Source organism: Microbacterium sp. SA156 (genome assembly GCF_049065455.1).
Lineage (GTDB): Bacteria > Actinomycetota > Actinomycetes > Actinomycetales > Microbacteriaceae > Microbacterium > Microbacterium barkeri.
Window position 1 is genome coordinate 57,211 of record NZ_JBAKGU010000012.1, and the last position, 21,053, is coordinate 78,263.

Annotated in this window: 23 protein-coding genes; 10 read left to right on the top strand and 13 right to left on the bottom strand. The window is 72.8% G+C overall.

From position 1 onward, the window contains the following. Positions 1-5 precede the first annotated feature (5 nt). A complete protein-coding gene (locus ACOWU6_RS12190; RefSeq protein WP_421075848.1) occupies positions 6-1,184 on the bottom strand; it encodes an ATP-binding cassette domain-containing protein in 1,179 nt (392 codons plus the stop codon). 96 nt (positions 1,185-1,280) lie between these two features. Between ACOWU6_RS12190 and ACOWU6_RS12195 the strand changes: the two genes are divergently transcribed. The 4 genes from ACOWU6_RS12195 to ACOWU6_RS12210 are packed head-to-tail and all read left to right on the top strand — an operon-like array spanning position 1,281 to position 4,370. After that, the gene (locus tag ACOWU6_RS12195; RefSeq protein WP_421075849.1) at positions 1,281-2,426 is read left to right on the top strand and encodes a ThiF family adenylyltransferase; all 1,146 of its coding nucleotides are present in this window, start codon (positions 1,281-1,283) and stop codon (positions 2,424-2,426) included. After that, complete coding sequence (gene glp / locus ACOWU6_RS12200) at positions 2,423-3,661, top strand: gephyrin-like molybdotransferase Glp (protein WP_421075850.1); 1,239 nt, start codon at positions 2,423-2,425, stop codon at positions 3,659-3,661. Before ACOWU6_RS12195 ends, glp begins: the two co-directional genes overlap by 4 nt. After that, on the top strand, positions 3,658-4,140 hold the full coding sequence (gene moaC, locus ACOWU6_RS12205; RefSeq protein ID WP_271171938.1) for a cyclic pyranopterin monophosphate synthase MoaC: 483 nt from the start codon (positions 3,658-3,660) through the stop codon (positions 4,138-4,140). The genes glp and moaC overlap by 4 nt, the downstream gene beginning before the upstream one ends. Further along, positions 4,137-4,370, top strand: coding sequence for a MoaD/ThiS family protein (locus ACOWU6_RS12210; protein ID WP_282977811.1), 234 nt, complete (start codon positions 4,137-4,139; stop codon positions 4,368-4,370). Before moaC ends, ACOWU6_RS12210 begins: the two co-directional genes overlap by 4 nt. A 3-nt stretch (positions 4,371-4,373) precedes the next feature. On the opposite strand, the gene ACOWU6_RS12215 is transcribed toward ACOWU6_RS12210, so the two are convergent. Further along, positions 4,374-4,811, bottom strand: a complete 438-nt coding sequence (locus ACOWU6_RS12215; protein ID WP_421075851.1) for a molybdenum cofactor biosynthesis protein MoaE — start codon at positions 4,809-4,811, stop codon at positions 4,374-4,376. Then, the gene (locus ACOWU6_RS12220; protein ID WP_271171941.1) at positions 4,808-5,302 is read right to left on the bottom strand and encodes a MogA/MoaB family molybdenum cofactor biosynthesis protein; all 495 of its coding nucleotides are present in this window, start codon (positions 5,300-5,302) and stop codon (positions 4,808-4,810) included. The genes ACOWU6_RS12215 and ACOWU6_RS12220 overlap by 4 nt, the downstream gene beginning before the upstream one ends. A 47-nt stretch (positions 5,303-5,349) precedes the next feature. Here ACOWU6_RS12220 and ACOWU6_RS12225 point away from each other — a divergent pair, with 47 nt between their 5' ends. Genes ACOWU6_RS12225 through ACOWU6_RS12240 form a run of 4 tightly spaced genes read left to right on the top strand, consistent with a single transcriptional unit; the run spans position 5,350 to position 9,168 of the window. Next, complete coding sequence (locus ACOWU6_RS12225; RefSeq protein ID WP_421075852.1) at positions 5,350-6,072, top strand: NUDIX hydrolase; 723 nt, start codon at positions 5,350-5,352, stop codon at positions 6,070-6,072. Positions 6,073-6,097: 25 nt separating this feature from the next. Then, positions 6,098-6,931, top strand: a complete 834-nt coding sequence (locus tag ACOWU6_RS12230) for a hypothetical protein (protein ID WP_421075853.1) — start codon at positions 6,098-6,100, stop codon at positions 6,929-6,931. A 53-nt stretch (positions 6,932-6,984) separates the two neighbouring features. Beyond that, positions 6,985-7,578 (top strand): DUF1992 domain-containing protein, encoded by a 594-nt coding sequence (locus ACOWU6_RS12235; RefSeq protein ID WP_421075854.1) that lies wholly within the window; start codon positions 6,985-6,987, stop codon positions 7,576-7,578. Between the two features lie 30 nt (positions 7,579-7,608). Then, the gene (locus ACOWU6_RS12240; RefSeq protein ID WP_271171945.1) at positions 7,609-9,168 is read left to right on the top strand and encodes a deoxyguanosinetriphosphate triphosphohydrolase family protein; all 1,560 of its coding nucleotides are present in this window, start codon (positions 7,609-7,611) and stop codon (positions 9,166-9,168) included. Here the strand turns inward: ACOWU6_RS12240 and ACOWU6_RS12245 are convergent. The 5 genes from ACOWU6_RS12245 to ACOWU6_RS12265 form a co-directional block, all read right to left on the bottom strand. Beyond that, positions 9,122-9,529 (bottom strand): DUF2809 domain-containing protein, encoded by a 408-nt coding sequence (locus tag ACOWU6_RS12245; protein ID WP_421075855.1) that lies wholly within the window; start codon positions 9,527-9,529, stop codon positions 9,122-9,124. The two genes, ACOWU6_RS12240 and ACOWU6_RS12245, sit on opposite strands and share 47 nt — an antisense overlap. Then, a complete protein-coding gene (locus ACOWU6_RS12250; RefSeq protein ID WP_421075856.1) occupies positions 9,526-10,173 on the bottom strand; it encodes an NAD(P)H-binding protein in 648 nt (215 codons plus the stop codon). Before ACOWU6_RS12250 ends, ACOWU6_RS12245 begins: the two co-directional genes overlap by 4 nt. Before the next feature lie 110 nt (positions 10,174-10,283). Then, on the bottom strand, positions 10,284-10,730 hold the full coding sequence (locus ACOWU6_RS12255; RefSeq protein ID WP_271171948.1) for a hypothetical protein: 447 nt from the start codon (positions 10,728-10,730) through the stop codon (positions 10,284-10,286). 81 nt (positions 10,731-10,811) lie between these two features. Then, a complete protein-coding gene (fdhD, locus tag ACOWU6_RS12260; protein ID WP_421075857.1) occupies positions 10,812-11,708 on the bottom strand; it encodes a formate dehydrogenase accessory sulfurtransferase FdhD in 897 nt (298 codons plus the stop codon). A 2-nt stretch (positions 11,709-11,710) separates the two neighbouring features. Next, a complete protein-coding gene (locus ACOWU6_RS12265; RefSeq protein ID WP_421075858.1) occupies positions 11,711-14,014 on the bottom strand; it encodes an FdhF/YdeP family oxidoreductase in 2,304 nt (767 codons plus the stop codon). Positions 14,015-14,124: 110 nt separating this feature from the next. On the opposite strand from ACOWU6_RS12265, the gene ACOWU6_RS12270 reads away from it, so the two are divergent. Continuing rightward, on the top strand, positions 14,125-14,466 hold the full coding sequence (locus tag ACOWU6_RS12270) for a hypothetical protein (protein WP_421075859.1): 342 nt from the start codon (positions 14,125-14,127) through the stop codon (positions 14,464-14,466). Between the two features lie 31 nt (positions 14,467-14,497). On the opposite strand, the gene ACOWU6_RS12275 is transcribed toward ACOWU6_RS12270, so the two are convergent. The 5 genes from ACOWU6_RS12275 to nagE form a co-directional block, all read right to left on the bottom strand. Beyond that, on the bottom strand, positions 14,498-14,908 hold the full coding sequence (locus tag ACOWU6_RS12275) for a hypothetical protein (protein WP_282977824.1): 411 nt from the start codon (positions 14,906-14,908) through the stop codon (positions 14,498-14,500). A gap of 104 nt (positions 14,909-15,012) precedes the next feature. Next, positions 15,013-15,927, bottom strand: coding sequence for a carbohydrate ABC transporter permease (locus ACOWU6_RS12280; RefSeq protein ID WP_282977825.1), 915 nt, complete (start codon positions 15,925-15,927; stop codon positions 15,013-15,015). After that, the gene (locus tag ACOWU6_RS12285; protein WP_271171954.1) at positions 15,924-16,895 is read right to left on the bottom strand and encodes a carbohydrate ABC transporter permease; all 972 of its coding nucleotides are present in this window, start codon (positions 16,893-16,895) and stop codon (positions 15,924-15,926) included. Before ACOWU6_RS12285 ends, ACOWU6_RS12280 begins: the two co-directional genes overlap by 4 nt. Positions 16,896-16,897: 2 nt before the next feature. Further along, complete coding sequence (locus ACOWU6_RS12290) at positions 16,898-18,187, bottom strand: ABC transporter substrate-binding protein (RefSeq protein WP_271171955.1); 1,290 nt, start codon at positions 18,185-18,187, stop codon at positions 16,898-16,900. Between the two features lie 232 nt (positions 18,188-18,419). Beyond that, entirely contained in the window at positions 18,420-20,342 is a 1,923-nt protein-coding gene (gene nagE, locus ACOWU6_RS12295) for an N-acetylglucosamine-specific PTS transporter subunit IIBC (RefSeq protein WP_421075860.1), read from the bottom strand. A 164-nt stretch (positions 20,343-20,506) separates the two neighbouring features. On the opposite strand from nagE, the gene ACOWU6_RS12300 reads away from it, so the two are divergent. Next, complete coding sequence (locus tag ACOWU6_RS12300; RefSeq protein ID WP_271171957.1) at positions 20,507-21,034, top strand: MarR family winged helix-turn-helix transcriptional regulator; 528 nt, start codon at positions 20,507-20,509, stop codon at positions 21,032-21,034. Positions 21,035-21,053 lie beyond the last annotated feature (19 nt).

A 21,053-nucleotide genomic window follows, 5' to 3' on the forward strand; every position in this document is an offset into this window, starting at 1 on the left:
CGTCGTCAGGCCGGCCGCACGCGGACGTCAGACGGGTCGACCGAGAGCCAGATCGGGTCGTCGCGCTGCAGGCGCAGCTCCGCGAGGCGAGCGGATGTCAGGTCGACCGCGATCTCGGGAGCGCTCGTGCGCACGCGGCCGCCCGCAGGCAGCGTCTCGATCCGCGCGACGCGCGAGAGCCAGCGGCCGGGCGACGCCGGGCTGTCCCTCGCCACGCGCACCGCGCCGGTCCAGGTGCTCTCTGCCGTGTGCTCGACGCGAACCGACCGCATCGGGAAGATCGCCGCGGCCGGGGCGCCCTCGGCGACATGCGTGCGGTGGGACGACGCGAGACGCGGCCCGGGGCCGGATTCGCGCGGCGTCCAGTGGCCATCCGCGAACACGCCCTCGAGCCGGTTGAGCCCCGCGATCTCCGCGACGTAGGCGGTCGCGGGCGCCGCGAGCACGGCGGGGATCCGGTCCGACTGCGTCACGCGCCCCCGCTCGAGGACGACCATCCGCTGCGCGAGCGCGACGGCGTCGACGAGATCGCGCGAGACGACGAGGGCGGTCGTCAGGGTCGCCGCGAGCTGCTCGCGGAGCATCTGGCGCACGTCGTCCGCCTCGCGTGCGTCGAGCCGCGCGAGCGGGTCGTCGAGGAGGAGCACCCGCGGTGCCGCCGCGAGGGCGCGCGCGACCGCGACCCGCACTCGGCCGCCGGGCGAGAGCTCGCGCGGGTGATGGTCGCCTGCTCCGGGGAGCCCGACGTGCCACAGCCACTCGTCCGCCTCCTGGCGAGCGAGACCGCGCGGGACCCCCCGATGCCGCAGCCCGTCGGCGACGATGTCCCGGAGGCGGAGGTGCTCGGGCAGGTCCGGCGCGCCGGCGACGAGCGCGATGCCCCGCCGCGCGGGGCGGAGGTGCCGACGGCGGTCGATCCGGATGCCCGCATCGAGCTCGATCGAGCCGTCGGACAGGCGGATGGTCCCGGCGAGCGCGGCGAGGAGCGTCGAGGCGCCCGAGCCGCGGGGTCCCATCACCGCGACGATCTCGCCGTGGTGCAGCTCGATCCGCGCGTTGAGCGCGAGCGCGCGGCTCCGGTCGACGCGCACATCCGCGCGGAGCACGGGCGGGCTCAGCCGCAGAGCGCCGGTGTCCACCGGCACGGTGTGCGCGCCCCTGCGCATCCGGACCGATTCCCCCATGAGCCCCCTCCCCCTTCCGATCCTGCCTCGGCGATGCCCGGAAGGGAATGGATCGCCCGAGAATCGCGGGCGACGCGGACGCCGTACCCTGATCCCATGCCGTTCCCGCCGCTCGTCGAGCCCGTCCCCGCGCTGAGCGCCGCCGAGCAGCGGCGCACGGCCCGCCACCGCTCGCTCGCTGCGCTCGGCGATGACGGGCAGCGCCGGCTCGCTGCGGGGCACGTCGCGATCGTCGGCGCGGGCGGGCTCGGCTCCCCGGCCGTGCTCGCCCTCGCCGCCGCCGGTGTCGGGACGCTCACGGTGATCGACGACGACGACGTGGAGCTGACCAACCTGCAGCGGCAGGTCATCCACCGCCTCTCCGACGTCGGGGCGCCGAAGGTCGACAGCGCCGTGCGCGTCGCGGGCGAGATTGCACCGGAGGTGCGGGTGCGGGCCGTCCGGGAGCGCCTCACGGACGACAGCGCGGCGCGCCTCCTCGCGGGCGCCGACGTCGTGCTCGACGGCTCCGACCTCTTCTCGACGCGCTCGGCCGTCGCGGCGGCCTGCGCGACATCGGGCACGCCGCTCGTCTGGGGCACCGTCCAGGAGACCGACGCGCAGCTCACGGTCTTCTGGTCGCGCCCTCCCGCGGGCGTCGCACCCGTCGTGCTCGACGACCTCTACCCGGCTGATCGCGTCGGCGAGCCGCCCACGTGCGCCGCCGTGGGCGTGCTCGGGCCCCTCTGCCTGCAGCTCGGAGCCCTCATGGCGACGCAGGCGATCGCGCTCCTCGCGGGCGTCGGCGACCCGCTCGTCGGCCGCCTGCTGCTCGTCGACGCGCTCGGCACGCGCTTCCGCGAGATCCCGCTGCGCGGCGCGGCGCAGTCGCGCGAGGGCGGGGCGACCAGCCGACCGCGCACGGTGACCGCGTCCGGCTCTCCCGCGCACCCGGTCGAGATCGTGCCGGTCGACGCCGCGGCTGCCGAGCTCGCGAGCCCCGCCGCCCCGATCGTGATCGACGTGCGCGAGGCCGAGGAGCTCGAGGCGGGCATCGTGCCCGGCTCGCGTCACATCCCCCTCGCCGACCTGCTCGACGCGCCCGAGCGCGTCGCCCGCGAGGTCGGCGACCGCCCCGTGCTCATCGTGTGCCAGATCGGGGGCCGAGCGCGGCGGGCGGCGACGGCCCTCGCCCCCTTCACGCGAGCGAGGGTGCTCGATGGCGGCTACGCGGCATGGCGCGAGAGGGAGGACGCGCGGTGAGCGGCCGCCTGCGCACCGTGGAGGAGCATCTCGCGGCCGTCCTCGCGGAGGTCCGCGCCCTCGACCCGGTCGAGGTCCCGCTCGCCGCAGCGGGCGGGCGCGTGCTCGCCGAGGCGCTGCGGGCGCGCGTCGACATCCCGGTGTTCGACAACTCCGCGATGGACGGCTTCGCGGTCCGCTTCGACGACGTCGCCGAGGCGAGCCCGGAGCGCGCCGTCACCCTGCGCGTCGTCGCCGATCTGCCCGCGGGCGATCCTGCCGACCCGGCGCTCGGCGCAGGGGAGGCCATCCGCATCATGACCGGGGCGCCCGTGCCGACGGCTGCCGACGCGATCGTGCCGTTCGAGGACACGCGCGACGGCCTCGCCGCGTCGCTCGGCGAGATCGCGGCGCTCCGGGCGCCGCGCCGCCGCGGCGCTCACATCCGGAGACGGGGCGAGGACCTCCGCGCGGGCGACGAGGTGCTCCCGGCCGGGACCGTGCTCACTCCCCATGCCCTCGGCGCCGCGGCCGCCGCCGGCATCGGCGGTGCGGTGCGGGTGCACCGCCGCCCTCGAGTCGTGGTCCTCTCCACCGGCAGTGAGCTCGTGCCGGCGGGCGAGCCCCTGGCCCGCGGCCAGATCCCCGAGTCCAACTCGACCCTGCTCGCGGGGCTCGCCGCCGCGGCAGGGGCCGAGATCGTGCGCGTGGCCGTGTCGTCCGACGATGAGCAGGCGTTCGCCGAGCTCCTGCACGCGGCGCACGACGCGGATGCGGTGATCACCTCCGGTGGGGTCAGCGCGGGCGCGTACGAGGTCGTGAAGAACGCGCTCGCTGGGCGGGTCGCCTTCGTCAAGGTCGCCATGCAGCCCGGCAAGCCGCAGGCCTTCGGCCGGCTCGCCGACGGCCCGCTGCTGTTCGGCCTCCCGGGCAATCCCGTGAGCGCCGCGGTGTCGTTCGAGGTGTTCGTGCGCCCCGCGCTGCGCGCGATGCAGGGCATCCGAGACACCGCTCGCCCCGTCATCCGGCTGCCCGCCGCGGTCGGATGGCGCACGCCCGCCGGGCGACGCCAGTACCTGCCTGCGTTCGTGGACACATCGAACCCCGCGCGCTGGTCGGTGCGCCCGGCCGCACCGGGCGGATCGGGCTCTCATCTCGCGGGGAGCCTCGCGGCGGCGACGGCGTACGCGGTCGTGCCCGCGGAGGTCGACGCTGTCGCGGCGGGCGACCCCGTGGATGTCATGCTGTTGTCATGACCTTCACGCACCTGGATGCCGCGGGCCACGCCCGCATGGTCGACGTCACGGCCAAGCAGCCCACGGTCCGCTCCGCGACAGCGCGCGGCTTCGTGCGCTGCGCACGCGCGACGGCCGACGCTCTGCGCGACGGCGCCGTGCCGAAGGGCGACGTCCTGGCTGTCGCGCGCATCGCGGGGATCCAGGGAGCCAAGCGCTGCGCCGAGCTCCTGCCGCTCGCGCACGTGATCGGCGTGCACGGTGCACGCGTCGACCTCGCCGTGGAGGACGAGGGCGTCGCGATCGAGGCGGAGGTCCGCACCGCCGACCGGACGGGTGTCGAGATGGAGGCCCTCACGGCCGTGACGGTGGCGGCGCTCGCTGTCGTCGACATGATCAAGGGCATCGACCGATCCGCGGCGATCGAGAGCGCGCGCATCGTCGCGAAGTCCGGCGGGCGCTCCGGCGACTGGATCCGCGACGGCGAGGCACCGGCATGACGCGTGTGCGCTACTTCGCCGCCGCAGAGGAGGCCGCGGGCGTCGCCGAGGAGGAGCGCACGGAGGCGACGCTCGACGCGCTCCGCGCGGCGCTCGTCGCCGACCACCCGGCCCTCGGGTCCGTGCTGCCGCGCTGTGCCGTCCTTGTCGACGGCGAGCGCCGCGACGACGACGCTCCGCTCGCGGGCGCCGTGCACGTGGACGTGCTGCCGCCGTTCGCGGGCGGGTGACCCTCAGCCCCCGATGCCCTTCCAGGCGGCCGTGCCGTCGGCCTCGACCTGGCGCTTCCACACGGGGAGCTCGCGCTTGATGTCCTCGATGAGCTGACGGCACGCCGCGAACGCCTCGGCTCGGTGCGCCGACGAGGCCGCGATGACCACCGCCGCGTCGCCCACGCCCAGGCGCCCGACGCGGTGGCTCACGGCGACCGTCGCGCCGTGGTCCGCGGCGGCCCGCTCGGCGAGCGATGCGAGCACGCGCTCGGCGTCCGGATGCGCGGTGTACTCGAGCGCCACGACCGCTCCCCCGGCGTCCGGGTCGTGGTCGCGCACACGGCCGACGAACGACGTCTCCGCGCCTGCGCGCGGATCATCGACGGCCGCGAGGTGCGCGGCGACGTCGAGCGGCTCGGCGCTGATGCGCGCGATCGCGACCCGACCGGCGCCGGTCACGCGTGGTCTCCGCCGTCGAGCTGCGACACGACGTGCCCGGCGACCGAGAGCACGACCGGCATCCCGCTGTCCACGGCTCGCGGCGCACCGGGCAGGTTCACGACGAGCGCCGCCCCGGCGATGCCCGCGAGGCCGCGGGTCAGCATGCCGGCCGGCTTCTCCTGCGCGCCGCGACGGCGCAGCTCCTCGGCGATCCCGGGCACCTCCCGATCGAGCACCGCGCGCGTGCCCTCGGGCGTCCGATCGCGCGGCCCGACGCCCGTGCCGCCCGTCGTCACGACGAGGCGCGCGCCGTCTGCGACCGCCTGCCGCAGGGCCGCCGAGACGGAGGCCTCGCCATCCGGGACGACCCGCGCGGGCTCGCACCGCCATCCCGCGGCACGCAGGGCGTCGACGGCCCGCGGGCCCGCGGCGTCCTCGCGCTCCCCCGCCGCCGAGCGGTCGCTCACGGTCACGACGACCGCGAGCGGCGGCGTCTTCTCGTCCGACATCACAGCGACCAGCCTAGGGCGCGATGCGGCGCGATACGCTCGTGGCCATGTCGTCCGCGCACGCACAGCTCCCGGCGTCGACGGCGCGCGCGCAGCTCGAGGCACTCGGGGCCGACCCGGCTTTCGAAGGCCCGTGGGCGCGCGAGCGGGCGCAGCTCATGGCGGCCGCCACTCGGCCCGCGGCCGTCCTCGTGCTGTTCGGCATCCTCGACGCGCTCCCCGCATCCGCCGGGCACGATCGCTGCGCGGTCTCGAGCGACCTCGACGTGCTGCTGCTCGCGCGCGCGACCACGCTGCGCTCCCATGCAGGGCAGATCGCCTTCCCGGGCGGCCGTGTGGAGCCCGGTGACCGCGACATCGTCGCGGCCGCCCTGCGGGAGGCGCGCGAGGAGACGGGGCTCGACCCCGCCGGCGTCGACGTTCTCGGCGCGCTCCGCGAGATCCCCGTGCCGGTCTCGGGCCACCTCGTGACCCCCGTGCTCGCCTGGTGGCGGCGCCCCTCGCCGGTTCGCGCGGTCGACGCGGCCGAGTCGTCGTCCGTGTTCCGCGCTCCGGTCGCGGATCTCCTCGCCCCTGAGAACCGCCGCACCTCCGTCACCCGCCGCGGCGGCCGCGAGTGGCGCGGCCCCGCGTTCGTGCTCGCGGATCCGCGCACGCGCGAGGAGCGCATCGTGTGGGGCTTCACGGCGGGTGTGCTCGACGCGATGTTCGATCGGCTCGGCTGGACCGAGCCGTGGGACGAGGGCCGGATCATCGACGTTCCGGTGTGACCCCGCGATCGGGGAGGATGGAGCGGTGACCCTCGGACTCCTCCTCGACGTCGACGGCCCGCTCGCGAGCACCGTCACCCGCACCCTGCGCGTGCCATCGATCGCGCCCGACCTCGTCGCCCTCGCTCATGCAGGTGCGCCCGTGGTGTTCAACACCGGGCGCTCGCACGCCTTCCTCGTGGCGCGGGTCATCCCGGCGCTCGCGGATGCGGGGCTCCGCGCCGACGCCCCGGTCTGGGGCGTCGGAGAGAAAGGCGCGACGTGGTTCGCGCTCGACGCGTCCGCCGAGACGCCGCGCGCCGGGCAGGTGCACGCCGACGAGGCGCTGCGGCCGCCGCAGGAGCTGCTCGACGCCATCCGCGCGCTCGCCGAGCGCGAGCGCGACCTCATGTTCTGGGACGACACCAAGCGGACGATGATCTCCGTCGAGCAGAACGTCGACACGGCCAACGCCGACTACCTCGCGGCGCAGCCCGCGTTCGTCGCGGCCTGCCAGGCCGTGATCGACGAGCTGGGGCTCGCCGCCGACTTCCACATCGTCCCGACGATCATCTCGGTCGACATCGAGCATGTGACGGCCGGCAAGGCCCTCGGCGCCGAGCGCGCGCTCGGCCTCATCGAGGAGCGGATGGCCGCGCCGCGCCGCTGGTTCACGGCGGGAGACTCCCCGAGCGACTACGACATGGCCGCCTGGCTGCACGCGCGGGGCGACGAGGTCGTGCACCTCGACGTGCGCCCTGCGGGCGGCGTCCCCGCCGTCGGATTCGAGGTCATCCGCGACATCCCGACCGCGGAGCGCGCCGAGGACGACCTGACCGCTGAGCACCTCACGCGCCTGCGCGGCGACCTCGGCGCCTGACGGCCCCTCTGCTCCCCCGCGCGACGTAGCCTGGTGACGCGGAGGTGATGGCGATGGCAGCACGCGAGCGCGAGCAGCCCGACGACCCGCGGCTCGCGGCCGCCCAGTACCGGATCGACCGCATCCGCGAGGAGCTCGGCGAGCCGGCGGATGAGGACGACCGCCGCAGCAGGGCGGGCTCCACGACCCCGGCCGATCGGCATGCCTACGTCGAGATGGTCATCCAGCAGGCGATGCGCCGCGGCGAGTTCGACGACCTGCCGGGAGCGGGCCGCCCGATCGAGGGACTCGGGACGTCGCACGACCCGGACTGGTGGATCCGCCGCAAGATCGAGCGCGAGGGGCTCACCGGGATCGGCCCGCCCGCTCTCCAGCTGCGCACCGAGCATGCCGCATTGCACGAGACCCTCGACGGCTTCTCGCGCGAGGCCGACGTGCGCGCGCATCTCGACGACTTCAACCGCCGCGTCAGGCTCGCGCGCATGCAGCTGCTCGGCGGGCCTCCCGTCGTGACGCCCATGGTCGACATCGACGCCGAGGTCGCGGCGTGGGCGGAGCGCCGCGACGAGCGTCGGCGCGCCGCCGCGCGTCCGGCAGGCCCCGAGGAGCCCCCGCGCCGGGGCTTCCTCCGCCGTCGCCGCACCTGACTCCTCCTCCGGTCTCGTAGCATCGTCCCGATGACCGATGCACCTTCCGGCGGCCCCACGGCCGGCGCACACGACCCCCGCACCGCCCGGCGCGTGCCCGAGGCGCTCGACGCGTACCAGCAGCGCGAGCGGAACCCGGAGTACCGCGTCGACGTCGAGCGGATCCGCTTCTCGCCGTACTACTCGCGCCTGTCGGCCGTGACGCAGGTCATCGCGCAGGCCGGCGCCGGCCTCGCGGTGCACAACCGGCTCACGCACTCGGTCAAGGTTGCCGCCGTCGCCCGCGGCATCGCGGTGCAGCTCGCGAACGGCGAGCATGCGGCCCTCGTGGATCGGCTCGGCGGATGCGACCCCGTCGTGGTGCAGGCCGCCGCTGCGGCCCACGACCTCGGCCATCCGCCCTTCGGGCACCTCGGCGAGCAGACCCTCGACCGGCTCGCGAAGGACCGCTTCGGCCTCCGCGAGGGCTTCGAGGGCAACGCCCAGACGTTCCGCATCATCACGCGCCTCGACGAGTACGACCGCGCGGGCGCGGGGCTCAATCTCACGGCGGCCGTGCGCGCGGCCGTGCTGAAGTACCCGTGGCTGCGGGGCGAGGGCGACGACTGGTTCGGCCGCGACGAGGCTCCGCGCGGGATCACGCCCGCGAGCCCCGGCACGGGCGCGTACAAGTTCTCGGCCTTCGCGCTCGACGTGCACGAGATGCACGAGGCCCGCGCGGCGTACCCCGAGATCGCACCCCTCCAGCAGACCGTCGAGTGCTCGGTCATGGACATCGCCGACGACATCGCCTACTCGCTCCACGACCTCGACGACTTCTACCGTGCCGGTCTGCTCAACCAGTCCACGATCTCGGCCGAGTTCCGGGCATGGCGCCGTGAGCGCGCCGAGCTGCACGCCGCCGAGCAGGGCGATCTCGTCCTCTCCCAGCGTGCTCCGGGCCGCGCCCTCGAGCTCCTGTGGCGCCGTCTCGCCGCGAAGGATCCGTGGATCGCCGACGAGGACGCGTTCGCGGACGCGGTCGCGCGCGTGAACGACGAGGTCATCGACGGCCTGCTCGCGGTCCCCTTCGACGGCTCGATGCTCACCGAGCGCACGCTCTCGCAGTTCACGGCCGCGTGGATCGCGCGCCTGCAGCACTCGATCGCGGTCACCGCGACCCCGCCCATCCGCTCGGGTCACGTGAGCCTCGACCGCACCGCTTGGCATGAGGTCGCTGTGCTGAAGTTCCTGCACCAGCGGTTCATCCTCGAGCGGCCCGATCTCGCGCTGTACCAGCGCGGACAGGCGAGCGTGCTCGAGCGGCTCGTCGACGGCTTCGCCGCGTGGCTCGACGATCCGCGCGACGTGCGCCGGGCGCCGCGCCGTCTGCTCGATCTCGTCGATCTCGCGGCAGAGGACTACGCGCGGGTGCGCCGCGAGGCGCCCGAGCTCGCCGACGCGTCGGACGGCGCCGAGCTCCGGCGGCGCGCCACCGGGCGCGGGATCGTCGACTACGTCGCGTCGCTCACCGACGCGCAGGCCATGCACATCGACGCGCTCATCAACGGCTCCCCCGAGCGCCTGTGGGACGCCGGCCAGGGGCTCTGAGCGCCCGCAGCGCGGCGTCCGCGCCCGCGGCGATCGCGACGCCGACGGCGTACCAGGCGAGGTCTGCGGCCGAGAACACCGTGCCGAGCACGAGCAGGAGGGGCGGGAAGGCCGCGCCCCAGCGCGCGGGGAGCCCGGACAGCTGCAGCAGCTCGACGGCCGTGCACCAGGCGAGAGCCGCTGCCGCGACGACGAGCAGGCGCGCGCGGGGAGCCGCGAACGCCGCGAGCAGGTACACGAGCACCGCGTAGAGCGCGTCGCCCGCCGCGTCGGACGCCGCGGTCTCGGGCAGAGCCGTGTGCACGAGGAGCCCCGCCGCGACCGTGAGCGCCCCCGCGACGGCGAGCGCGACGCGCCTCACCGCGCCGCGAGCGCCTCGTCGATGGGCGTCGCTCCGTTGCCGAACGGGATGGAGCGATCCGCCGTGGCGTCATCGGCCAGCACGGCCGCGGCGACCGCCGCGACGTCGCCTCGCGTCACGCGCCCCGTGCCCGGCTCCGCCGTCTCGATGAGACCGGTCGGCTCGTCGAGCGTGAGGGGCCCCGGCTGGAGGATCGTGTACGCGAGCCCGCTCGCGCGCAGGTGCTCGTCGGCGGCGGCCTTCGACTCCGCATACGCGAAGAACGGCTCGTCGCGCGGAACGCCGTGATCGGGTCGTGAGCCGAGATACGACACCATGACGTAGCGGTCGACGCCCGCCGCACGCGCGGCGTCCATCGAGCGGATGGCCGCGTCGCGGTCCACCGCGTAGGTCCGGGCCGGATTCCCGCCGCCGGCTCCCGCCGACCACACGATCGCGTCGTGGCCGCGCACGAGCTGCGCGAGCGCATCGACGTCGAGCGTCTCGACGTCGGCCACGCGGGCCTCCGCGCCGGTCGCCGCGACCTCGTCGGCGTGCGCGGGATTGCGGATCACGCTCGTCACCTCGTCTCCGCGGCCCGCGAGGAGCGGCGCCAGCAGGAGCGCGACCTTGCCGTGCCCTCCGAAGATCAGGATGCGGGCCATGGGATCCCCCTTCCGTTCGCGTTCTCCCACCCTACGGTCGCGCGGGGCCACAGGCGCGGAGACGCCGAGAGCCCGTGCCGGTCGGCACGGGCTCTCGCGAAGCAGGCTGCTCAGGCGCCGCAGAGCTCGGTGAGCTCGGACTGCGCCTCGGTGAGCGCGGTCGACGCGGCCGTCATGTCCTCGCTCACCTTGGTCATCGCCTCGGTGTCGGTCATGTCGAGCTCGCCCATGCCCTCGATCTGCGTCGTGAGGTCGCCGAACGCGCCCGCGAACTTCTCGTAGACCGGGGCGACCTCCTCGTTGGTGACCTTCTCGCCGATCGCGGCGACCTCGTCGTTGATGGCCGAGACCTGCTCGCTGAGCGCCTCGGTGTCGCCGCTCGTCATCGCGGTGGAGAGCTCGCTCATGCTCGAGTTCATGTCCGAGGTGCCCGAGGTGATGAGCTCGCACGCGTCGGCGACCGACTGCCCGCCGGCGCCGCAGGCGGCCAGGCCGGGAAGGAGGGCGAGCGCGGCGGCTGCGGCGAGAACGGTCTTGGTGGTGCGGCGGATGGCCATGAGTGCTCCTGTCGTCGTGTGCGGCGAGCCGCGCAGACGACACCACGCCGAGCACGATGCCGGCGACCCCCGCGATCGACCCTATCGGACGCGGTCGGCGCCGCGGGAGTCGCGCGGACGCCCGGGCGTGGGGACAACTCCCCCGTCGAGATCGACGCGCTCCGCCCCTGCGTACACGTTCATCGTGTCGCCTCGGAGGAACCCGACGAGCCCGATGCCCCGGCTCGCGGCGAGCTCGACCGCGAGCGACGACGGCGCCGACACGGCCGCGAGCAGGGGGACGCCGGCCATCGCGGCCTTCTGCACGAGCTCGAAGCTCGCGCGCCCCGACACCATGAGCACGGTGCCGCGCAGCGGCAGCATCCCCCGCGCGAGCGCCCATCCGACGACCTTGTCGACCGCGTTGTGGCGCCCGACGTCCTCGCGCACGACGAGGGGCTCGCCGCCCTCGGCAGGGAACAGGCCCGCCGCGTGCAGGCCGCCTGTCCGGTCGAAGAGCGCCTGCGCGGATCGGAGGCGGTCGGGCAGGGTCGCGAGAACCGGTGCCGCGACGCGCGTCGGGTCCGAGTGGATGTCGAACGCCGACACGGTCTCGACGGCCTCGATCGAGGCCTTGCCGCACACGCCGCACGAGCTCGTCGTGTAGAAGCCGCGTGCGACGGGAGGACGGATCCCGGGCGCGAGGGCGACATCGAGCACGTTGTAGGTGTTCTCGGTGCCGCCGGTCCCTGGCCCTCCGCAGTGGATGGCCGCGCGCACGTCGTCCTGCGCATGCACGACCCCCTCCGAGACGAGGAAGCCGGAGGCGAGCTCGACATCATGGCCCGGGGTCCGCATCGTGACGGCGACCGGCTCGCCCGCGACGCGGATCTCGAGGGGCTCCTCGACCGCGAGCGCGTCGGGTCGTCGCGCGGCCGACGCGCCGTCGTCCCCGAGACGGACGCGGACGACCGGGCGGTGCGCCGTGAGGCGGCCCATGCTCAGCGCGCCTCGAGCCGCACGACGACGGCCTTCGACGTGGGGGTCCCGCTCGTGTCGGCGACCGAGTCGAGCGGCACGAGGACGTTCGTCTCGGGGTAGTACGCGGCCGCGTTGCCGCGCGGCGTGTCGTAGGCGACGAGGCGGAACGCCTCGGCGCGACGCTCCTCGCGGCCGAGCGGGCCATCCCACTCCGAGACGAGATCGACGACGTCTCCCTCCGCGAACCCGAGCGCGCGGATGTCGTCGACGTGCGCGAACACGACGCGACGCCCGCCGCGGATGCCGCGATAGCGGTCGTCGTGGCCGTAGACCGTGGTGTTGTACTGATCGTGCGAGCGGAGGGTCTGCAGCAGCAGCCGACCCTCCGGGATGCGCGGGTGCTCGAGCGCATTCGCCGTGAACACCGCCCGCCCCGTCGGGGTGTCGAAGCGGCGCGCGTCGCGCGGCCCGTTCGGCAGCAGGAAGGTGCGGCCCTTCTCGATGCGGCGCTCGTAGTCGTCGAACCCGGGCACGACGCGCGCGATGTGCGCGCGCACGCGCGCGTAGTCGTCCTCGAGCGCGCGCCAGTCGGCACGAGGCGCGTTCGGCCGGTCCGCGAACACGCGCTCCGCGAGGCGCGCGATGATCGCGACCTCGCTGAGCAGGTCGCCGCTCGGCGGGGCCAGGCGTCCGCGCGAGGCGTGCACGGCGCCCATCGAGTCCTCGACGGTCACGCGCTGCTCGCCGCGCCCGCGGCGGTCGCGGTCGGTGCGGCCGAGCGTCGGCAGGATGACTGCCCGGCGGCCGTGCACGACGTGCGACCGGTTGAGCTTGGTGGACACGTGCACGGTGAGGTCGACGCGCGACATCGCCGCCTCGACGACGGCGGTGTCGGGCGTCGCCGAGACGAAGTTGCCGCCCATCCCGAGGAACACCCGCACGCGTCCGTCCCGCATCGCGCGGATCGCCGCCACCGTGTCGTGCCCGTGCGCGCGCGGGGCGCGGAACCCGAACTCGGCGTCGAGCGCCGCGAGGAACGTCTCGGACGGCTTCTCGTAGATGCCCATCGTCCGGTCGCCCTGCACGTTCGAGTGGCCGCGCACGGGGCAGACGCCCGCTCCGGGACGCCCGATGTCGCCGCGCAGGAGCAGCACGTTGACGACGTCGCGCAGCGTCGCGACGGAGTGCTTGTGCTGCGTGAGGCCCATCGCCCAGCAGACGATCGTGCCGCGCGAGCGCCGCACGCGCTCCGCCGTCGCCCGGATCGTCCGCTCGTCGAGCCCCGTCGCCTCCTCGATCTGCGGCCAGCCGACCTCCGCGACCGCCGCGGAGTACGCGTCGAAGCCCGTGGTGAAGCCCTCGATGAAGGCCCGGTCGAGGACGCCGCCCTCCTCCGCCTCGCACTCGAGCAGGTGCTTGCCGATGCCCTGGAACAGCGCCTGGTCGCCGCCGAGCCGGATCTGCAGGAACTCGTCGGCGATGCGCGTGCCGCCGAGCACGAGCCCGTGCGGGGTCTGCGGATTGCGGAACCGGATGAGCCCGGCCTCGGGCAGCGGGTTGACGGCGATGATCGTCGCGCCGCGCCGCTTCGCCTTCTCGAGGGCCGACAGCATCCGGGGGTGGTTCGTGCCGGGGTTCTGCCCCGCCACGATGAGCAGGTCGGCCTCGTGGATGTCCTCGATCGAGACGGTCCCCTTGCCGATGCCGATGGTCTCCGTGAGCGCCGACCCACTGGACTCGTGGCACATGTTCGAGCAGTCGGGGAGGTTGTTCGTGCCGAGCCCCCGCACGAGCAGCTGATAGAGGAAGGCCGCCTCGTTCGATGTGCGCCCCGAGGTGTAGAAGACCGCCTCGTCCGGGTCGTCCAGGCCCGTCAGCGCGCCCGCGACGAGATCGAGGGCCTCGTCCCACCCCGCCTCCCGGTAGTGCGTCGCGCCCTCGTCGAGCACCATCGGGGTCGCCAGGCGGCCCTGCTGGCCGAGCCACCAGTCATCGTGGCCGCGGAGCTCGTCGACGGAGTGCGCGGCGAAGAACGACGGCTCGACGCGGCGCAGCGTCGCCTCCTCGGCCACCGCCTTCGCGCCGTTCTCGCAGAACTCCGCGACATGGCGCCTGTCCTCCTCTGGCCATGCGCAGCCGGGGCAGTCGAAGCCGTCCTTCTGATTCACGCGCAGGAGCGTCCGCGCGCTCCGGACGACGCCCATCTGCTCGAGCGACGTCTTCATCGCGTGGTACACGCCCGGCACGCCGACCGCGGAGGTCTCCCGCTCCCCGACGACCAGCCGCGTCTCGTCGATGTCCGCCCGGGGTGCCCTCTTCGCCATTCCGCCATGCTACGGCGGGTTTCCCTGCGTTACACGGCGGCGTGACGGGCGCGGCGAGGGACCGTACCGTGGTCGAAACGCCCGACCGCACCCGTCGACAGGAGCATCCCGTGACCAGCCCCCTCCGCGCCTCCGCCGAGCACACCGTCGTGTGCCTGCACGAGGCCGGCGCCCTCTGCGCCGAGGTCGGACCGGGTCACGACATGCACCTCATCCAGCGGCGCATCGTCGCCGCGACCCCGAGCCGCTGGATCGACGCGATCGCGGGCGCCGTGGACGCCGACGGATGGCTCGAGCTGCGCGATCTCGAGGGTCGCGCGCTCACGCGCGTGTGGCACCACGCGCCGCTGGCGTCGATCGTGGCGCCCGGCGAGCCCGTCGCCCTGCACGCCGGCTACCACGTGCTCTCGACAGCGGGCAGCTGGCTGAACGTGCGCGACGAGCGCGGCTGAGCCGCGCCCGTCGCATCCGGCCCGCCGCGCCTCACATCGAGGCCGAGCTCATGCTCTTCATCATGGCGTCGCACGCGTTCGCGCAGTCCATGCACGCCTGAGCGCACATCCGCATCGCCTCGCTCGTCTCGGCGTGCTTCATGCACTCGTCGTAGCACGCCATCGCCATGGTCTTCATCGCCTCGTGCATGGCCATCATCGCGCCCATGTGCATGCCCATGGGGCGGAGCATCATGCGCATCATCGTGTGGCACATGTCGGCGCAGCTCATGCACATGCTGCGGCACATCGACATCTCGGCGCCCGACTCCATGTCGGCGGCCATCGTGCACGCCTGCTCGCACGCCATGCACGCCTCCATGCAGGCCTGCATGACGTCGTGGTCCATCGGCATCATCGTGTCCGAATCGGCCATCATGTCGGTCATGGTCTTCATGTCCATGTCAGCTCGCTCCCTGCGCTTCGCGCGAGCCGACGGCCGACCCGGTGGACGCGAAGCGCCTCCTTGTGGGCGATGCTACGACCGCTCCCCCGCCGTGTCGATGCTCACTTGAGCCCGGTCGTCGCGATGCCCTGGACGAGGTACTTCTGACCCGCGATGAAGAACCCGACGATCGGCAGGAGCGACACGACCGACATCGCGAACATCGGCCCCCACGACGCCTGGCCCTCCGAGTCCATGAACTGGCGCAGCGCGAGCGGCACCGGGTACAGGTCGGTGTCCGTGATGTAGATGAGCGGCGAGAAGAAGTCGTTCCAGGTCGCGATGAAGGTGAAGATCGCCGTCGTCGCGAACGCGGGCGTGCACAGCGGGAGGATGATCCGCCAGAAGATGCCGAAGGTCCCGCATCCGTCGATGCGTGCGGCGTCGTCGAGCTCCCGCGGCAGCGCGCGCATGAACTGCACCATGAGGAACGTGTAGAACGCGTTCGATGCGAGGAAGTGCGGCACGACGAGCGGCAGGTACGTGTTCACCCATCCGAGCTCGGCGAAGATGATGTACTGCGGGATGAGCAGCACGTGGCCAGGGAGCATGAGCGTTCCCAGCGTGAGCGCGAACATGAGGCGCCGCCCCGGGAAGTTCAGCCGGGCGAACGCGAACGCCGCGAGCGCGGTGGACACGAGGGTGCCGATGATGCTGAGGACCACGATGATGAGCGAGTTCACGAGGTACACGTCGAACGGATGCTCGAGGGCGTTCCAGCCGTCCGTGTAGTTCGCGAGATCCCACTCGGCGGGCCACAGGCCCTGCTCGGTGAAGATCCTGTCGTCGGGCTTGAAGGAGCTCGAGAGCATCCACAGCAGCGGGTAGAGCATGAAGAGCCCCACCCCCGCGATCACGACGTGCCGGAGGAAGCGCGAGCGGGCCGTCGCGCGACGGCGGCCGACCGCGCGGACATCCTGCGGGGGCCGGCTCCAGCGACGGGGCCGGACGACGGTCTGGACCTCGGTGACGGTCATCGCTCCTCCGCGTCCTCGTAGAACACCCAGTGCTTCTGGGCGATGAAGTTGACCGCGGTGAGCGCGGCGATGATGAGCAGCAGCAGCCACGCGAGCGCCGACGCGTATCCCATGTTGAAGCGTCCGAATCCCTCGATGTAGAGGTTGAGATTGAAGAAGAGCGTCGATCCGGCCGGGCCGCCCGACCCGTTGCTCATGACGTAGCCCTGCGTGAAGGTCTGCAGCGACCCGATGATCGACAGGACGAGGTTGAAGAAGATGATCGGGCTGATGAGCGGCACGGTGATGTAGCGGAACTGCCACCACTTCGTCGCTCCGTCGACCGCCGCGGCCTCGTAGTACATGGCGGGCACCTGCCGGAGCGCCGCGAGGAAGATCACCATGGGCGACCCGAACGTCCAGATGTTCAGCATGATGAGCACGCTGAGTGCGGTGTCGGGATCGGACACCCAGGCGGGGCCGTCGATCCCGAGCCAGCCGAGCGCCGTGTTCACGACGCCGCGCGTGCCGAACAGCTCGCGCCACAGCATCACGATCGCGACGCTCGACCCCAGCAAGGAGGGCAGGTAGTAGATCGCGCGGTAGAACGAGAGGCCGCGCAGACCCTGGTTGAGCGCCATCGCGACGCCGAGCGCCGCGACGAGCGACAGCGGAACCGACACGAACGTGTAGACGAAGGTCACGATGAGCGACTGCCCGACCCGGGGATCCGAGAGCATCTCGGCGAAGTTCTCGAAGCCCACGAAGACGGGGGCGTTCAGGAGGTTGTAGTCGGTGAAAGCGAGGTACAGCGAGGCGCCGAACGGGATGATCGTGAGGAGCATCCCGCCGTACCACGGGATGAGGAAGAGGTAGCCGGACCAGTCGATCCGGCCGGCCCTCGTCGGCTTCCGCCGACGGCGCACGACCGGCGCCGTCGGCGGAAGGGTGCGCTCGCCGCGGGGCGGCGCATCCACGGTGGCGACCATCGTCAGGCCTGCCCGAGGGCTTCGCTCGCCGCGGCCATGACCTGCTTCGCGGCCTCCTGAGCCGTGATGCGGCCGAAGGTGACCTCGGTCGCGATGTCGGTCAGCGCATCCTGCACGGCCTGGCCTCCGATGGGGTCGGGGCGCGAGTCCGGCAGCTCCTCCTCGGCGAGGGCCGTGATGTACGCGATCGAGCGCTGGTCCTCGGGGGTGAGGGAGTCCGCGATCGCCTCCGCCACGACCGTGCTCGCCGGAAGGCCGCGGGTCGCGCCGACGGCCTCGTTGCCCTCGACGCTGTTGACGATGAAGTCGAGCAGCTCGAGTGCCATCTCCTGATTCGGCGACTCCTGGCCGATCGACCAGTACATCGACGTGTCGATCGACATGCCGCGCCGAGCGCCCTGGACCTCGCCCGGCATGCGCAGCAGCTCGAGCGCGCCGCCCGACGCGTCGTTGTAGGCCTTGAGGTTGTTCGTCGGGATGACCTGCCCCGCGACGAGACCGGCGGCGAGCGGCGACTGCTCGGCCGAGCTGCCGACCGTCTCGATGTGCCCGGCGGGGGCGAGCGCGCCGGCCGCGCGCTGCTCGACCGACATCGCGAACCAGTCTGTGAGCGTCTTCTCGCTCGCGCCGAACGAGCCGTCCTCGTTGTAGAGCTCCTCACCCGTCTGACGCACGAAGACGACGAGGTTCTGCACGGTGTCGAAGGCCATGTCGACGCCGTAGACCTGACCGCCCGACGCGTCGGTGACCGCCTTGCTGAACGCCCAGAGGTCGTCCCACGACCACGTGTCGCCGTCGGGGATCTCGACGCCGTACTGGTCGGTGAGGTTCCGGTTGATGACGAAGCCGACCGCGTTGAGGCCCGCGGGGATGCCGTAGAGCGCGTCGCCCACGACGCCGAGCGGCGCCGTCTTGGGGACGTCGTCGAGGTTCAGCACGTCGAGGTGCTGGTTGAGGTCGAGCAGCGCGCCGCGGTCGGCGTACTCGCGCAGGCTGTCGCGGCGCTGGTTGAACAGGTCGGGGATGTCGCCGGCCGCGAAGCGGGTCGCCATCTTGTCGGCGTAGGGGCCAGAGTCCTGGTACTCGGTCTTGATCGTGAGGCCGTCGTGCTCCTTCGTGAAGACCGCGAGCATCGCCTCCGTCGCCTCGGCGCGGGCCGCGTCGCCCCACCAGATCATGTTGAGCGTGGACGCCGCCGTCGACGGCTCGGTGCTGATGCCGAAGCGGTTGCAGCCGGCCAGCATGAGCGCCGTGGCGCCCAGTCCGAGACCGAGGAGTGTCCGACGGCTCATCTCCACACGTGATGCGCTCACTGTCTTCCCTTTCGCGTCGTTGCGAGGACGAGAACCGGAGAAACCGGTTTCTGGCATCATAGGCGCACTCTCGGGGGTCGTGTCAAGCACGACGGGCGCCCGGGTCATCCTGCCTGTCGATCACCTGCTTTGCAACGTGGGAACACGAGGCGCGCGCAGACGGCGAGGCGCCCCGCAGGCGTGCCTGCGGGGCGCCTCGCGCGGGTCGCGGTCAGATGAGCTCGATCACGGCGCTCTCGTTGTTGAGGACGATCACGGGCGTCACGGTGGGATGGCCGGCCGCGCGGATGCGGTCGAGGTCGACGCGCAGCAGCGGGGTCCCCGCGGTCACACGCGCCCCGGCCTCGACGAGGGTCTGGAAGCCCTCGCCCTTCATCGCGACGGTGTCGATGCCGACGTGGATGAGCAGCTCCGTGCCGTCGTCGAGCACGAGGGCGATCGCGTGCCCCGTCTCGAAGACGTGCCCGACGGTCGCGTCGACCGGGGCGACGACCGTGTCACCGGTCGGCTCGATCGCGACGCCCGGGCCCATGATGCCCTCGGCGAACGTGGCGTCGGGCACCGACGAGAGCGGCACGACGGCACCCTCGATCGGCTGACGCAGCCGCACCGTCGCGGGAGCGGCGACCGCGGTCGCCGTCTGCGGCGGGGCCGCGACCGGCTCGGCGGTCGGCGCGGACGGCGCCGGCGCCTCGGCGCGTCCCGACATGATCTGCTCCATGGCGTCCTTCACGAACTGCACGTTGAGGCCGTAGATCACCTGGTACGAGCGCCCGCCGGGCTTCATCACGCCCGCCGCGCCCGCGCGCTTGAGCGCGGCCTCGTCGGCCTTCGCGACGTCACCCAGCTCCATCCGGAGCCGGGTCGCGCAGTTCTCGAGCTCCACGATGTTGTCGCGCCCGCCGAGCGCGTCGATGAAGCGCGCGGCCGTCGCGAGGTAGCCCCCGTCGGCCGTCGTCGCGTCGGCCCCGTCGAGCGCGACGTCGTCGTCCTCGCGGCCCGGCGTCTTCAGGTTGAACCGCAGGATGACGAATCGGAACACGAGGAAGTAGACGACGAACCAGAACACGCCCATGACGAGGATGAGCCACGGGTTCTGCGCCATCGGGTTCACCCATCCCAGGAGCAGGTCGATCCCGCCGCCGGAGAAGCCGAAGCCCATCCGGACGGGGAGGATCGCGCTGACGGCGAGCGAGATGCCCATGAAGACGGCGTGGATGAGATAGAGGACCGGGGCGAGGAACATGAACGCGAACTCGAGGGGCTCGGTCACGCCGACGACGAACGACGAGATCGCGCCGGAGAGGAGCAGACCCGCGGCGACCTTCTTGCGCGTGCTCTTCGCGGTGACGTACATCGCGAGCGCCGCACCGGGAAGGCCGAACATCATCACGGGGAAGAAACCGGTCATGTACTGGCCGGTGACGCCGTACTCGCCCGTGCCCGAGAGGAAGTTGTTGAGGTCGTTGATGCCGGCCACGTCGAACCAGAACACCGAGTTCAGCGCGTGGTGCAGCCCGAGCGGGATGAGCAGGCGGTTCATGAAGCCGTAGATGCCCGCGCCCACCGGGCCGAGCGTCGCGATGAACTCGCCGAAGGCGACGAGACCGCTGTAGACGAACGGCCAGATGAAGAAGAGGAGGATCACGACGAGGAGCGAGATGCCGGCGGCGACGATCGCGACCGAGCGCTTGCCCGAGAAGAAGGCCAGGGCGTCGGGCAGCTTGACATCCTTGAAGCGGTTGTACGCGAACGCGCCGATGAGACCCGCGATGATGCCGACGAAGACGTTGTTGATGACGCCGAAGGCCGGGTTGACCTCAGCGGCCTCGACACCCTGGAAGAGGGCGACGGTGTCGGTGCTCAGGAGCGTCGTGATCGTGAGCCACGAGACGAGCCCCGCGAGCGCCGACGTGCCGTCGGTCTTCGTCGCCATGCCGAGTGAGACGCCGATCGCGAAGAGGATCGGCATGTTGCCGAGCAGCGCACCGCCCGCGCCGTTGAGGAACGTCACGGCGATGTTGTCGCCTGCGACGTTCTGGATCCAGTACCCGACGCCCATCAGGATCGCGGCGATCGGGAGGACGGCGACCGGCAGCATGAACGACCTGCCGAGCCTCTGGAAGAACTTCATCGGTACCTCCTGGAAGGGGCGCACTTCGGGCGTGCGCGTGCTGTGATGCGCATGACGGTACACGCTCGCGGATGCCGCGCCAAGCTAATCGTTAAAATCCCTTACAAATCCGCGCGGGGCGTCGTGATGCGGATCGGAGGGCGCGCGGTCCTATGCTGTGGGAGGTGGCAGGCACGGAGATCTCACAGTCCGGCGATGACGAGGTGGACCTCATCATCGACGCGTGGTCGACGATCCTCCCCGACGTGGACCTCTCCCCTCTCGACGTGATGTCGCGCCTGCGACGCGTGGCGCGCGATCTGCAGCGCGTCCGCGAATCCGCCTTCTCCGCGTCGGGTCTGCGCGCATGGGAGTTCGACATCCTCTCCCTCCTCCGCCGCTCCCCCGACGACCTGTCCATGACGCCGTCGCAGCTCGCCGCGTGGACGACGGCGACGAGCGGCACGATCACGTACCGGATCGAGCGCCTCGAGGAGCGCGGCTACGTCGCGCGCACCGACAACCCTGCCGACCAGCGCAGCCGCATCGTCACTCTCCTCCCCGCGGGTCGCGAGCGCGTCGAGTCGGCCATGCGCACCCTCGTCGCGGCCGAGGCGCGCCTGCTCGAGGGCCTCTCCTGGAACCAGGTCGCGGCGCTCATCGACGCGCTGCGCACGATCGGCGCCTCCGCCGAGCGCGACGCGCGACCGTGACGCGCTCGCGCCGGAGCGT